General features: G+C 36.9%; 12 protein-coding genes and 1 pseudogene. 12 read left to right on the top strand and 1 reads right to left on the bottom strand.

The features are described from left to right. Positions 1-312 (top strand): phosphoribosyl-ATP diphosphatase, encoded by a 312-nt coding sequence (gene hisE, locus AC1PU0_RS13035; RefSeq protein ID WP_206849669.1) that lies wholly within the window; start codon positions 1-3, stop codon positions 310-312. A 69-nt stretch (positions 313-381) separates the two neighbouring features. Here the strand turns inward: hisE and AC1PU0_RS13030 are convergent, their stop codons facing one another. Beyond that, positions 382-771, bottom strand: coding sequence for a DUF4828 domain-containing protein (locus tag AC1PU0_RS13030; RefSeq protein ID WP_069655315.1), 390 nt, complete (start codon positions 769-771; stop codon positions 382-384). A gap of 217 nt (positions 772-988) precedes the next feature. On the opposite strand from AC1PU0_RS13030, the gene sfsA reads away from it, so the two are divergent. The 11 genes and pseudogenes from sfsA to AC1PU0_RS12975 all read left to right on the top strand — a co-directional run bounded on the left by sfsA (position 989) and on the right by AC1PU0_RS12975 (position 13,003). Continuing rightward, positions 989-1,726, top strand: coding sequence for a DNA/RNA nuclease SfsA (sfsA, locus tag AC1PU0_RS13025; protein WP_206849693.1), 738 nt, complete (start codon positions 989-991; stop codon positions 1,724-1,726). A gap of 8 nt (positions 1,727-1,734) precedes the next feature. After that, entirely contained in the window at positions 1,735-2,736 is a 1,002-nt protein-coding gene (locus AC1PU0_RS13020; RefSeq protein WP_206849670.1) for a Gfo/Idh/MocA family protein, read from the top strand. 26 nt (positions 2,737-2,762) lie between these two features. Next, on the top strand, positions 2,763-4,046 hold the full coding sequence (locus AC1PU0_RS13015; RefSeq protein ID WP_206849671.1) for a DEAD/DEAH box helicase: 1,284 nt from the start codon (positions 2,763-2,765) through the stop codon (positions 4,044-4,046). A gap of 38 nt (positions 4,047-4,084) precedes the next feature. After that, entirely contained in the window at positions 4,085-6,799 is a 2,715-nt protein-coding gene (locus AC1PU0_RS13010; RefSeq protein ID WP_206837946.1) for a sigma-54-dependent transcriptional regulator, read from the top strand. A 149-nt stretch (positions 6,800-6,948) separates the two neighbouring features. Then, positions 6,949-7,269: a PTS sugar transporter subunit IIB gene (locus AC1PU0_RS13005; protein WP_069655320.1), complete on the top strand. Its 321-nt coding sequence runs from the start codon at positions 6,949-6,951 to the stop codon at positions 7,267-7,269. A gap of 34 nt (positions 7,270-7,303) precedes the next feature. Beyond that, positions 7,304-7,625 (top strand): annotated as a pseudogene (locus tag AC1PU0_RS13000) (PTS lactose/cellobiose transporter subunit IIA). 83 nt (positions 7,626-7,708) lie between these two features. Further along, entirely contained in the window at positions 7,709-9,001 is a 1,293-nt protein-coding gene (locus AC1PU0_RS12995) for a PTS sugar transporter subunit IIC (RefSeq protein WP_069655322.1), read from the top strand. 122 nt (positions 9,002-9,123) lie between these two features. After that, entirely contained in the window at positions 9,124-10,521 is a 1,398-nt protein-coding gene (locus AC1PU0_RS12990; RefSeq protein ID WP_206849673.1) for a glycoside hydrolase family 1 protein, read from the top strand. A 223-nt stretch (positions 10,522-10,744) separates the two neighbouring features. Next, a complete protein-coding gene (locus AC1PU0_RS12985) occupies positions 10,745-11,065 on the top strand; it encodes a PTS sugar transporter subunit IIB (protein WP_111248643.1) in 321 nt (106 codons plus the stop codon). A gap of 30 nt (positions 11,066-11,095) precedes the next feature. Continuing rightward, positions 11,096-11,416, top strand: a complete 321-nt coding sequence (locus tag AC1PU0_RS12980) for a PTS lactose/cellobiose transporter subunit IIA (RefSeq protein ID WP_206849674.1) — start codon at positions 11,096-11,098, stop codon at positions 11,414-11,416. Positions 11,417-11,548: 132 nt separating this feature from the next. Continuing rightward, a complete protein-coding gene (locus tag AC1PU0_RS12975) occupies positions 11,549-13,003 on the top strand; it encodes a PTS sugar transporter subunit IIC (RefSeq protein ID WP_069655325.1) in 1,455 nt (484 codons plus the stop codon). Positions 13,004-13,011: the final 8 nt, after the last annotated feature.

The raw sequence follows: 13,011 nt of genomic DNA, 5'->3' as shown, positions 1-13,011 counted from the left end.
ATGATCAAGACACTCTATGAAGAAATACAAGCGCGTAAAAAAGAACCAAAAGAAGGCTCCTATACAAATTACTTGTTCGATCAAGGATTGGATAAAATTCTAAAGAAAGTCGGAGAAGAAACGACAGAAGTGATCATTGCAGCTAAAAATAATCAAGAAGAACTGATTACTGAAACATCGGATTTGATTTATCATATGTTAGTCTTGCTTGCTGAAAAAGATGTCTCTTTAGGAGCAATTAAAAATGAACTACAGAAACGAGAAGGAAAATTGAGCAAGACGAAGGAACGCAAACAAATCGATGAACTTTAAACGATCAGAGTATTAAAAAAGACCAGGCCGGGACATAACTCTATGAGTTACGTCCCAACCTCGTCTTTTTTATGGACGTTCTAAAGAATCAGTAGATTCTAAAACATAAGTAGCATCATCCGCTTCATCATATAATGATGCAGGCTTATCTTTTAAACACTGAACGATCAAATGATAGCCGTATTCATCTTGTGCGACTAAGCGTTTATTAGTCAATTCAACTAACATGTAGCTTAATTTTTTACCATCAATCGTGATCTGTAAATCATCTTCGATCGTCAAGGTATGTTGGGTGGCTTTTTGTTTATTGACAAACCACCAACTGCCTAAATAACTTTTATATAAATTAGGAATATCTGAATCAGATCGCTGTCTTTCTTGTTTCTTTTTTAAGAACAATGAACCTGCAATCCCTGTAATAAGTGATGCGCCTAAAAATAATGACCAATTTTTTTTCATACTATCATTCTCCTCCAAAACAATCATAGCACGAAATTAAAAAACAAACTATTCGAAAATCTTCTCCTAAAAGAAAATTTAATGAAGTCGCAATGATTAAAAAAAAGGTAATTGTTCATGAATATTTCCGTTATACATTCAAAAAAATGGATGAAAAGTTTGACGATGCTTTTTCATTCAAAATATGGTATTGTTTTGAAGAAAGGGTGTTACAATGATTGCATATCCGAACGTGCATTTAGCACATTTTATGAATAGACCAAATCGTTTTATAGCAGAATGTCGATTGCAGGAAAATGGCGAAATGGTAACGGTTCACGTAAAAAATACCGGCCGTTGCAAAGAACTATTTCATCCAGAAGTAGAGGTTGCTCTGTCGTACCAACCTTCGCCTAAGAGAAAAACAGCGTATGATCTGATTGCTGTCAAAAAAGACAAAGCTTGGTTTAATATCGATAGCCAAGTTCCTAACGCGTTAGCAGCGGATGGTATCCAAGACGGTACGATTATTTTGCCTGGATTAAAAGGCGATATTGTTTCCATAAAAAGAGAAAAACGATTTGCTCAGTCAAAATTTGATTTATTAGTTGAGACAGATACTGGAAATCAAGCATTTGTTGAGGTGAAAGGCATGACCTTAGAAAATCATGGAGTTGGTGCGTTTCCTGATGCACCAACACTTCGAGGCTTAAAGCATGTGACCGAGTTGATCGAAGCCATGAAAGAAGGGTATCAAAGCTATGTATTGTTTATAGTCCAATTTGAACAGGTTGAAGCTACGACAATCCATACAAATATGCAACCAGCTTTAACAGAAATGATTTTATCAGGGCAAACACAAGGATTAAGTGTCATTGCTTACAATTGCAGTGTCACACCTGATACAATAGCAATAGAACATCCAGTACCATTCGATGTTAAAACAACGTTTGAAGATCCAAATTCAGAAAGGTGAGGGTAAAGATGATTCACTTAGGTATTATTGGAACAAACTGGATTAGCCATCAATTTGTCAACGCAGCATTGGAAACGAATCGCTATGATTTGACAGCGGTTTATTCACGCAAATTAGAAACCGCTCAAAAATTTGGTAAAGAGTACGGCGATGTTGAATACGCGACAGATTTAAAAACATTTTTTGGTATTGCGCATATGGATACGATTTATATCGCTTCCCCTAATTCTCTTCATTTTGAACAAGCGAAACAAGGGATTCTGGCAGGGAAAAATATCATTGTCGAAAAGCCAGCCTTCTCAACACCTGAAGAGATGGCAGAAATCATTGAGTTAGCAAACCAAGAGAACGTCTTCTTTTTTGAAGCAGCTCGTAATATCCATGAGAAAAGCTTCAAAAAAATTCGCGACTTATTACCATTGAAAAATCAAATTATCGGTGCAAACTTTACTTATATGAAATATTCATCTCGTTATGATCAAGTACTTAACGGGCAAGAGCCAAATATCTTTTCACCCCATTTTTCTGGAGGCGCAATGGCGGATCTTGGAGTCTATTTGGTTTATGCCGCTGTTGGTTGGTTTGGTATGCCGAATGAAAGCCATTATTTTGCAAGAAAAATCCCGACAGATGTAGATGGACTAGGTACAGCAATCTTAAGATATGATTTGTTTGATGTAACGTTACAGACTGGTAAAAATGCAGATTCTTTCCTAGATTCTGAAATTTATTTTGAAGGCGGTACATTGATTTTAGACAGTGTAAATGCCATCTCTAAAGCAGAATTTCATGATCGAAACCATCAAGAACGCGAGATCATTTCTTTAACAACCGAAGAAAATCCAATGATCGAAGAAGCCAATAATTTCGCGGATGTTCTTGAGAATCCCAATGATCCAACTATAGGAGCACGTTATGAAGAATGGGTGGAATTATCACGTAATGTGAACAAAGTAGTAACAACCTTAAGAAAAAGTGCGGGTATCGTTTTTGATGCAGACACAAAATAACTAGCGTTAACGAAGAAAGGACTATTATGACATTTAACAAAAATTTACCAGAAGCTTGGCAAGAACATTGGCGAGCTTCTGGTTTTAGCGAGCCATCAATGATTCAACAAAAAAGTTTTCAGCCTTTGAAGGAAAAAGAGAATGTCTTGGGCATTTCCCCAACAGGGTCGGGTAAAACCTTAGCGTATGTTTTACCATTGCTTTTAAATGTAGAAAAAGAACAAGGCAATCAGTTATTGATTTTGGCACCATCACAAGAGTTAGCGGTTCAAATCAGTCAAGTTGTTCGTGATTGGGCAAGCTTGCTTCAATTAAAGACACAAAGCTTGATTGGTGGAGCCAATGTCGGCCGCCAAATTGAAAAATTAAAAAAGAAGCCTGAGATTTTAGTTGGGACACCAGGACGTGTGCTAGAGTTGATCAAAACGAAAAAAATCAAAAGTCATTTGCTAAAGACTGTTGTAATGGATGAAGTGGATCAGCTATTTCACGAAAAAGAACTAAATTTAACAAAGCAAATTCTAGCAAGTGCACCGACAGAATTTCAATTAGTCTTTTATTCAGCCACTGCCGATCGAGTCATAGAAGAAGCTCAGAAATTAACGGATCAGTTAATGATTATTGATGTAACAGATGAAGATCAATCTGGTGGCACAGTGAAACATTATTTTATGGCATTGTCTCCAAGAAAGAAAAGCGAATATTTAAGAAGTTTAGCTTATACACCTAATTTTCGAGCAATGGTTTTCTTTAATCAAGTGGCTGATTTAGGTTCAGTAGAAGAAAAATTGATTTATGAAGGACTAACAGTAGCAGGTCTTGCTTCTGATCAAAATAAAACCTTGCGTAAATTGGCAATCGATCAATTCGCTAAAGAGCGGGCGATCATGCTTTTAACAACAGATCTTGCGGCTAGAGGATTAGACTTTAATGCGATTCCATTTGTTGTGAACGCTGAAGTTCCACTATCCGAGGAGAGCTATATACACCGAGCAGGGCGCGTAGGAAGAATGGGTGCAGATGGTGCTGTTATTACCTTTGTCAATGATGCAACTAAGAGAGATTATCAACGATTGATGAAAAAAATAGAACGCCCTTTCCAAGAAATCTTTCTTTACGACGGTGCAATCCACCTGACTAGAAAAGAAAAAAGTTCAACAGAAGAAAAAACGAGTTCTGCGAATGTGACCGTAAAAAAAGAACAAACGTCAAAATCACTTCCAACGAAAAAAATAGCAAAACCTAAAAACCGTCCCAAAAATACCAAAAACAAAGGGGCTAGACGAAAATCGTCTAAACCTGAACAATAAAGGATAAGTGAAGACGTCATGATTTAAGGAGGCTATCCATGAAATCTAGAAAAGACGAGATTTTAGCAGTCTTAGAATTAAAAAAACAAGGCATGACAGCAGCAGATGTCGCTAGTGAGCTAGCAATTGATCGTAGCAATGCTAGCCGCTATTTAAGTGAATTGTTCAAAGAGCACAAAATCATTAAAAGTGATGGTCGACCCGTCATCTATTCAGTTGTTACGGAAGAAGCCAAAGTGCACGTGGATAGTTCCAGTGAGGTAACATTCGATAACTTAGTGGGAGCGCAAGATTCTTTAAAGGTCAGCATCCAACAAGCAAAAGCCGCGATTTTATATCCTCCACGTGGCTTACACACAATTATTTTTGGTGAAACAGGAACGGGTAAATCCCTATTTGCCGAATGTATGTATCGTTTTGCAGTTGATTCAAAAACCTTGGCAGCTGATGCGCCTTTTGTTTCATTTAACTGTGCGGATTACGCTCAGAATCCACAATTACTTTTTGGTCATATTTTTGGGGTCAAAAAAGGAGCATATACCGGTGCAAATGAAGATAGTCCTGGGTTGATGTCGAAAGCCGATGGAGGAATACTTTTCCTTGATGAAATTCATCGCTTACCGCCAGAAGGTCAGGAAATGCTGTTCACCTTTATTGACAAAGGTATTTACCGTCCGCTTGGTGAAAGTGGTAAAACCTATGAAGCCTCGGTTCAAATTATTGGTGCAACAACTGAATCGTCTGAAAGCTTTTTAACAACGTTTAATCGCAGAATTCCAATGGCAATCACATTACCGTCTCTAGACGCGCGCTCACTTGATGAACGGTATGATATTATTTCATTATTTATTAAACAAGAAGCGAATCGTTTGAACCAACGAATCGACATTAAAAGAGAAGCAATCCTAGCCTTTATGCTCTATGATGCTGAAGGGAATATCGGTCAAGTGAAACGGGATTTAAAACTCGTCTGTGCCAAGTCGTTTCTTCATTATCGAACGCATGATGAATCCAGTTTGGTGATTCAAAAACGAGATTTACCACTGCAAGTTCAAAAAGGACTATTAAAAATCAAAGAAGTTTCTGATCGCTTAGACCGTTTTGTCGATAGTAAAAGCAATTATTTGAGTTTTGAGCCAGGAACAAATGAAGTGGTTTGGCCTCAAGATCCGGCTCGTGATATGCAAGTCTATAATGAAATTGAAGAGAAAGTAGCAACACTGTCAGCGAATGAATTAGAAAATGTGGATTTAGAACAGCTGATATCACGCGACATGGATGCTTATTTTCAAACATATGTAGATGAATTGACACAAAATCCTGTGCATAAGGAATTATTACCAGAACCGATTTGGAGATTGACGGATCAGTTATATGATATCGCTGAAAAGAGATTAGAACGTACCTATAACGAAAAAGCCCGTTTTGCTTTTGCTTTACATTTACAAAGTACGATCGATCGAGTGAGAGAAGGACACGTAATCGTTCATCCTAATTTAAACAATGTTCGCAAGAAAATGAAGAAAGAATTTCAGGTAGCGATGGATCTATCTGCTATTATAGAAGAAGAAAACAATATCGAAATTCCTTTTGATGAAATTGGCTTTATCAGTATGTTTTTGTCGATCAATGTTGGAAGTAAAGAAAAAGTTCATGCCAATAACGTTGGTGTGGTAGTTTTGATGCATGGGGATTCAACAGCTTCCAGTATGTTGAAAACGGCTCAGGAATTACTAGGAACAGAAACCGGTGTTGCGATGAACATGCCGCTTACGATGGAAGTTCAAACAATGTACGAACAACTAAAAAGCTTTGTCTTAAATTATCGTGATAAATTAGTAAATGGGATGCTTCTTTTAACAGATATGGGCTCATTGAATTCATTTGGAAATCTGATTTTTGAAGAAACTGGTATTCGGACAAAAGCAATCACAATGACGAGTACAATGATTGTTTTAGAAGCGATTCGTATGGCGAGTGTGGGACGCAGTTTAGAAGATATTTATCAAAACATCCAAATGTCATTTGAAAGTATCATCAGAGAGCAGTTTCGTACCAGTCCACAAAATCGTGAGGACGTAAAAAAAGCTGTAGTTGTGACTTGTTTCACTGGTGAAGGCGTTGCAGCAAAACTATATCAACGGATTTTACCTGTGATCGATGAAAATAAAGTAGAAATTATACAGATGCAGTTTTTAGAACGAGAAGCCTTTAAAAAACATATCGACAGTTTAATGGAAGAATATGAAATCAAAGCAATCGCAGGAACAGTCGATGTAGAATATCAAAATATTCCTTTCTTTTCAGCCTATGACATTTTCGATGACGAGAAATTAAATGTTCTTAAACGAATTGCTGGTGATGATGTTCCAACAGAGAAAATCGTGAAATCATTAGGTGGAACAATTACTGCAGTCGATTCATTACAGAAATTGATTGTTATGTTGCAAAAAACGGTTCATCAAATTCAAACGGATATGCATATTATAGTAGAACCTGGTGTGGATGCTGGTATTGTGATTCACTTAGCATTTTTAGTAGATGCTATCTTGAAAGGTGAAAAATCAAAAGAATTCGAGAATCTAGCAGACTTCATGAAAAGGAATCGATTAGAAACAGATGTCACTAGGACTAATTTAATGACTATTGAAAAAGCCTATCGTGTAGCATTTACCGAGTCGGATATCGCACATCTGACACAACTGTTTTTAGAAAATAGAATTGAAATGATCACAGAAAATAAGCAACATTGATTAGTGTGTAGATTGAAAATAAATAGTGTGTACACAAATTGTATAGACCAAAAACCTATTATGACTAGGTTTGGTCTATATTTTTTTTGGCACGCTTCTTGCTTTATATAAAAGTGTAAATACAACAATTTTAGAAGGAGTGACTAATAATGGCTAAAAAAACAATTATGTTAGTATGTTCAGCAGGGATGAGTACAAGTTTATTAGTAACAAAAATGCAAAAAGCAGCAGAAGATCGTGGAATGGAAGCAGACATTTTTGCAGTATCCGCATCAGATGCAGATAATAACTTAGAAGCCAAAGATGTAAACGTATTACTTTTAGGTCCACAAGTTCGTTTCATGAAAGCTCAATTTGAACAAAAATTAGCACCTAAAGGAATTCCTTTTGACGTAATCAATATGTCAGATTATGGCATGATGAACGGCGAAAAAGTGTTAGATCAAGCAATTGCTTTAATGGGTGAATAATCAACAAAATAAAAAATGAATGGAGTTTTCGAATATGGAAGAGCAACAAAATTTAGAAGCAGTAATGGGATTGATTATGTATGGAGGAAATGCTAAAAGCGATGCAATGGAAGCGATTGCTGCAAGCGAAAGCAGGAGACTTCGAATTAGCAGATCAAAAAATTATAGATGCAGAGGAATCTTTAGTTCAAGCACATCATTCTCAAACAGGAATGTTAACACAAGAAGCACAGGGAAATCATATCCAAGTCACATTACTGACAGTTCATAGTCAAGATCATTTGATGACTGCAATTGCGTTTACAGATTTAGCAAAAGAGATCATCGAGTTGTATCGTCGTATGGATAACGAGTAATAGAAAACGGAACAGTAGTTACAATAGATTTGAAGAGTGTACAGGCTTTTTAGATAAATATTATTTAGGGGGATTTACAAGAAATGGACGGATTTGTTCAATGGATGGAAAAACATTTTATGCCGAAAGCTTCAGTAATTGCGGCTCAACGCCACTTAGTGGCAATTCGTGATGCATTTGTCGTTACGATGCCATTAATGATTTTAGGAGCATTAGCGGTACTTATCAACAATTTACCAATACCTGGATTTCCAGAATTAATGGATAAATTATTCCCAATGATTGTCAACGATGCACCGATTTGGAAAAGTTTCGGTGGCAATATTTGGAATGGAACATTTGCTATTTTTTCAATTTTAGTTGCCTTTTTAGTAGCATATAACTTAGTAAAATCTTACGGTAAAGACGGAATTGCGGCAGGGACAGTTTCAGTTGCTTCGTTCTTTGCAGTTGGTGGATTAAGTGGAACAGATGCTACAGGATTATTCATTGCTCTAGTTATTGCACTTATTTCAGGAGAAATTTTCCAAAGATTAGTTGGAAATGATAAATTAGTAATCAAAATGCCCGATGGTGTTCCGCCAGCGGTAGCCAAATCATTTGCGGCTTTATTACCTGCAATGATCACAATCAGCTTTTTTAGTTTGATTACATCCATTTTATTAGGCTTTGGTGTTGAAAATATCGTAGTGTCATTCTATGAAGCAGTTCAAAAACCATTTATGGGATTAGCAAACAGCTATCCATCAGCATTACTATTAGCATTTATTACACCTTTCTTATGGTTCTTTGGGTTACATGGCGCCAATATGGTTGATCCATTGATGCAAACAATCAATGTACCAGCGATCGATGCCAATATCAAAGCGTTAGAAGCAGGGGAAAAAATTCCTTATATCGTAAATAAACCTTTCTTTGATTCATTTGTAAACTTAGGTGGAACAGGTGCTACATTAGGATTGCTGATTGCAATCTTCTTAGTAGGACGTAAAAATAAACCATTTAAAGTAATCACAAACTTAAGTTTAGCACCAGGCATTTTTAATATTAATGAGCCAGTAATGTTTGGACTTCCGATCGTATTGAATCCAATCATGTTTATTCCATTTATCATTACGCCAATGGTTCTTGTAACAACGGCGTATATTGCAACTTCAACAGGACTTGTACCAGCTGCGACATTTATGCCACCATGGGTAACTCCGCCGATCATTGGTGGATTCTTAGCAACTAAGAGTATTGCGGGTGGTGTATTAGCTGCCGTGAACTTAGTGATTTCTATATTGATTTATATTCCGTTTGTCAAAGTCGCAACGGATCAATTTGTAAAACAGGAAGCAGCAACCTTAGCTCAAGAAGAGCAAACACAAGCTTAATGATATAACCAACAGATAAAATCTCTTCAAGAGCAGCGAGATAAAACAAAGTCATTGTTTTATCTTGCATTTTGAGGGATTTTATCTCTTTTTAAATAAATTTAATGTAGGAGATGACGAGCATGAATTATCAGTTCCCAGAAGGTTTTTGGTGGGGTTCAGCAGCTAGTGGCCCTCAAACAGAAGGTGTTTTTAAAGGGGATGGAAAAGCACAAAATATATGGGATTTTTGGTATGAAGAGAAACCTGAAAAGTTTTTCAATGAAGTAGGTCCAGATAAGACTTCTCAGTTTTATAAGAACTATCATGAAGATGTCCAACTAATGAAAGCAACTGGGCATAACTCTTTTCGGACGTCGATTCAGTGGAGCAGATTGATTCCTGATCCAGAGACAGGCGAAGTAAATCCAAAAGCTGTTGAATTTTATAATGATGTAATCAATTGTTTGTTGGATCAAGGTATTGAACCGTTCATGAATTTATACCATTTTGACATGCCGATGGTGTTACAAGAAAAAGGCGGCTGGTTGAATCGAAAAGTAGTGGATTACTATGTATTTTATGCTAAGACTTGTTTTGAATTATTTGGCGACCGTGTGAAAAAATGGTTTACGCACAATGAACCAATCGTGCCTGTCGAAGGTGGATACTTATATGGCTGGCATTATCCAGAAGAAGTAAACTTAAAGCATGGTGTTCAAGTTGCCTATCACGAAGCTTTAGCAAGTGCAAAAGCGATAGAAGTCTATCATAGTCTGGATTTAACAGGTGAAATCGGAATCGTTCTTAATTTGACACCAAGTTATCCCAGAGATCCTGGAAATGAGGCAGATGTTAAAGCTGCCCGTTTGGTAGATGGATTGTTCAATCGTTCGTTTTTAGATCCAGCTGTAAAAGGTCATTTTCCAGAAGATATAGTAGCATGGCTCAAAGAACAGGACTTGATGCCTGAAACAACACTAGAGGATTTAGCGACGATTGCTGAAAATACGATTGATCTTTTAGGCGTGAATTACTACCAACCACGTAGAGTAAAAGCCAAAGAATCACCAATAGAAATATCAAGTAATGGTATCTTACCAGAAGATTTTTATGATGTGTATGATATGCCAGGGAAAAAAATGAACCCTTATCGCGGTTGGGAAATTTACGAAAAAGGGATTTATGACACCTTAATGAATTTGAAAGAAAACTATCACAATATTCGTTGCTACATTTCTGAAAACGGTATGGGGGTAGAAGGTGAAGAACGTTTTGTGAATGCAGAGGGAATGATCGAAGATGATTATCGGATCGAATTTGTAAAAGATCATCTAAAATGGGTCTATCAAGCAATTCAAGAAGGAAGTCAAGTTCAGGGATATCATATGTGGACATGTATGGACAATTGGTCGTGGTTAAATGCCTATAAAAACCGGTACGGATTCATTGCAGTAGATTTAGATCAAGAGGCCAAAAGAACGATTAAGAAAAGTGGCTATTGGTTTAAGGAGCTCACAAAAAATAATGGTTTTAACTAAAAATATAGGATCTCTAATGAAACGCTGAATCATTTTGAATGTTAATATATCAACAAAGAAAGCGCACACAAAAATTAGCGTGCAGTAGTTAAGTAAATAGTGTGTACACAATCTGTATAGACCAAAACCCTGTCGTTGTGAGGTTTGGTCTATATGTTTCTTTGGCACACTTCTTGCTTTATATAAAAGTGTAAGTACAACAAATTTTGAAGGAGTGTAAAAAATGGCTAAAAAAACAATTATGTTAGTATGTTCAGCAGGGATGAGCACAAGTTTATTGGTAACAAAAATGCAAAAAGCAGCAGAAGATCGTGGAATGGAAGCAGATATTTTTGCTGTATCCGCATCAGATGCAGATAATAATTTAGAAGCCAAAGATGTAAGCGTATTACTTTTAGGCCCACAAGTACGTTTCATGAAATCACAGTTCGAACAAAAGTTAGCACCTAAAGGTATTCCATTTGATGTAATCAATATGTCAGATTATGGTATGATGAACGGCGAAAAAGTGTTAGATCAAGCAATTGCTTTAATAGGTGAGTAAAAAATAATACGAATGAACGGAGCTACAAACGTGGAAGAGCAACAACATTTAGAAGCAATAATGGGGTTGATCATGTACGGAGGAAATGCAAAAAACGATGAAATGGAAACGGTTGCATATGCTGAAACAGGAAACTTCGAATTAGCGGATCAAAAAATTGCCGATGCAGAAGAATCTTTAGTCCAAGCACATCATTCTCAAACGGGAATGTTAACGCAAGAAGCTCAAGGAAATCACAGTCAAGTCACATTATTGACAGTTCATAGTCAAGACCACTTGATGACGTCGATCGCTTTTACAGACTTAGCAAAAGAGATCGTCGTTTTGTATCGTCGTATGGATAATGAGTAAGAGAAGATATTTTCTTTTTTGAACGGAAGAAGATGGATGTTAAAGTTTTTTGAACGGGACTTTAACGATGACATTGTTTTAAGGAGTTTCATCGCTCTTTAAATAAATATTATTTATAGGAGGAATTAAAAAATGGATGGATTAACAGCCTGGATGGAGAAATATATTCTACCTGTGGCCGGCAAAATTGGTGCGCAAAAGCACTTAGTTGCATTACGTGATGCTTTTATTGGGACAATGCCAGCAACAATGGCAGGTTCGATTGCAGTAATGATCAACGCGATAATTCGTGACTTGCCACAACAATTTTTCTCAGACTATGCAACAAACCTTGCAGCAGACAAGGGAATCTTTGCAGTTATTAATGTTATTATTGGAATCAACGGATTTGTTTGGAATGGAACTTTGGCGATTGCCGGTTTGATTTTTGCCTTTTCTTGGGGGTACAATCTAGCAAGAGCATACAAAGTAAATGATTTAGCTGGGGGTATCGTTGGGTTAGCGACATTGATCCAAGGAATTGCATTTGCTTATTCTAATACATTAGAAACAGCAGTACCTAAAGAATTGATGAACACAATCAATGCTGGCTCTGCAGATTCTGGTTGGTCAGCAACAGCTGAAGGTTTAACAGCAGGCGGTTGGGGTTGGTTAAAACTAGATCACTTAAATGGTAACGCATACTTTACTGTAATGATCATGGGCGCGATTTCAGTTATCATTTTTTGTAAATTAATGTTGGCGAATATCACAATCAAAATGCCTGATTCAGTTCCGCCAGCAGTTTCAAAAGCGTTCGCAGCTATTTTACCAGCGACGATTGCGTTATATGTTATTGCAATTATTAACTATGTTGTAGGAAAAGTAACGAATGGACAATTGATCATCGATCTTGTTCAAAAATATATTGCAGAACCATTCTTGGGTTTATCTCAAGGGCTAGGTGCCGTATTGATCGTAACGATCTTCGTTCAAATTTTCTGGTTCTTTGGTATCCATGGTCCAAACGTATTGGCACCAGTTTTAGAAGGGATCTGGGGACAAGCACAATTAATCAATATCGATATTTTCCAAAAAGGCTACAAAGGCTTGACTGGTACCCCAGCTGTCTTGAAAGCCATTGATGAAGGGAAAGCTTACATGTGGGTTCGTGGTTCATTTGATGCATTCGCATGGTTTGGTGGTTCAGGTGGTACGCTGGTCTTGATCATCGCTATCTTGTTATTCTCTAAACGTGCAGATTACCTAACGGTTGGTAAATTATCATTAGGACCTGGTATCTTCAATATCAACGAACCAATCATGTTTGGTTTACCAATTGTATTAAATGCTATCATGTTTGTGCCATTCTTAGTCGCTCCAGTTGTTGCAACAACAATCGGCTGGTTAGCAACGTACTTTGGATTAGTAGCACCAGTATCACAACAAGTAACATGGGTAGTACCTCCGATCTTGTTATCATTCTTAGCAACAGGAGCTGACTGGAGAGCACCAATTGTAACAATTGTATGTATGGTTGTAACATTCCTAATCTGGACACCGTTCGTTATTGCGGCTAACAGAATGGAACCAACTGATTTTGAATAAAAAAACTA

It is taken from the genome of Enterococcus sp. XAF26B05_ASV22 (assembly GCF_056727285.1).
This window is presented reverse-complemented; position numbering and strand designations above follow the sequence as displayed.

What these genes read in the sequence shown, in the direction of transcription:
- AC1PU0_RS13015 (WP_206849671.1), top strand. Translation starts at nt 2,763, where the DNA reads ATGACATTTAACAAAAATTTACCAGAAGCTTGGCAAGAACATTGGCGA.
- AC1PU0_RS12990 (WP_206849673.1), top strand. Translation starts at nt 9,124, where the DNA reads ATGAATTATCAGTTCCCAGAAGGTTTTTGGTGGGGTTCAGCAGCTAGT.
- AC1PU0_RS12985 (WP_111248643.1), top strand. Translation starts at nt 10,745, where the DNA reads ATGGCTAAAAAAACAATTATGTTAGTATGTTCAGCAGGGATGAGCACA.
- AC1PU0_RS13005 (WP_069655320.1), top strand. Translation starts at nt 6,949, where the DNA reads ATGGCTAAAAAAACAATTATGTTAGTATGTTCAGCAGGGATGAGTACA.
- AC1PU0_RS12995 (WP_069655322.1), top strand. Translation starts at nt 7,709, where the DNA reads ATGGACGGATTTGTTCAATGGATGGAAAAACATTTTATGCCGAAAGCT.
- AC1PU0_RS13010 (WP_206837946.1), top strand. Translation starts at nt 4,085, where the DNA reads ATGAAATCTAGAAAAGACGAGATTTTAGCAGTCTTAGAATTAAAAAAA.
- AC1PU0_RS13020 (WP_206849670.1), top strand. Translation starts at nt 1,735, where the DNA reads ATGATTCACTTAGGTATTATTGGAACAAACTGGATTAGCCATCAATTT.
- hisE (WP_206849669.1), top strand. Translation starts at nt 1, where the DNA reads ATGATCAAGACACTCTATGAAGAAATACAAGCGCGTAAAAAAGAACCA.
- AC1PU0_RS13030 (WP_069655315.1), bottom strand. Translation starts at nt 771, where the DNA reads ATGAAAAAAAATTGGTCATTATTTTTAGGCGCATCACTTATTACAGGG.
- AC1PU0_RS12975 (WP_069655325.1), top strand. Translation starts at nt 11,549, where the DNA reads ATGGATGGATTAACAGCCTGGATGGAGAAATATATTCTACCTGTGGCC.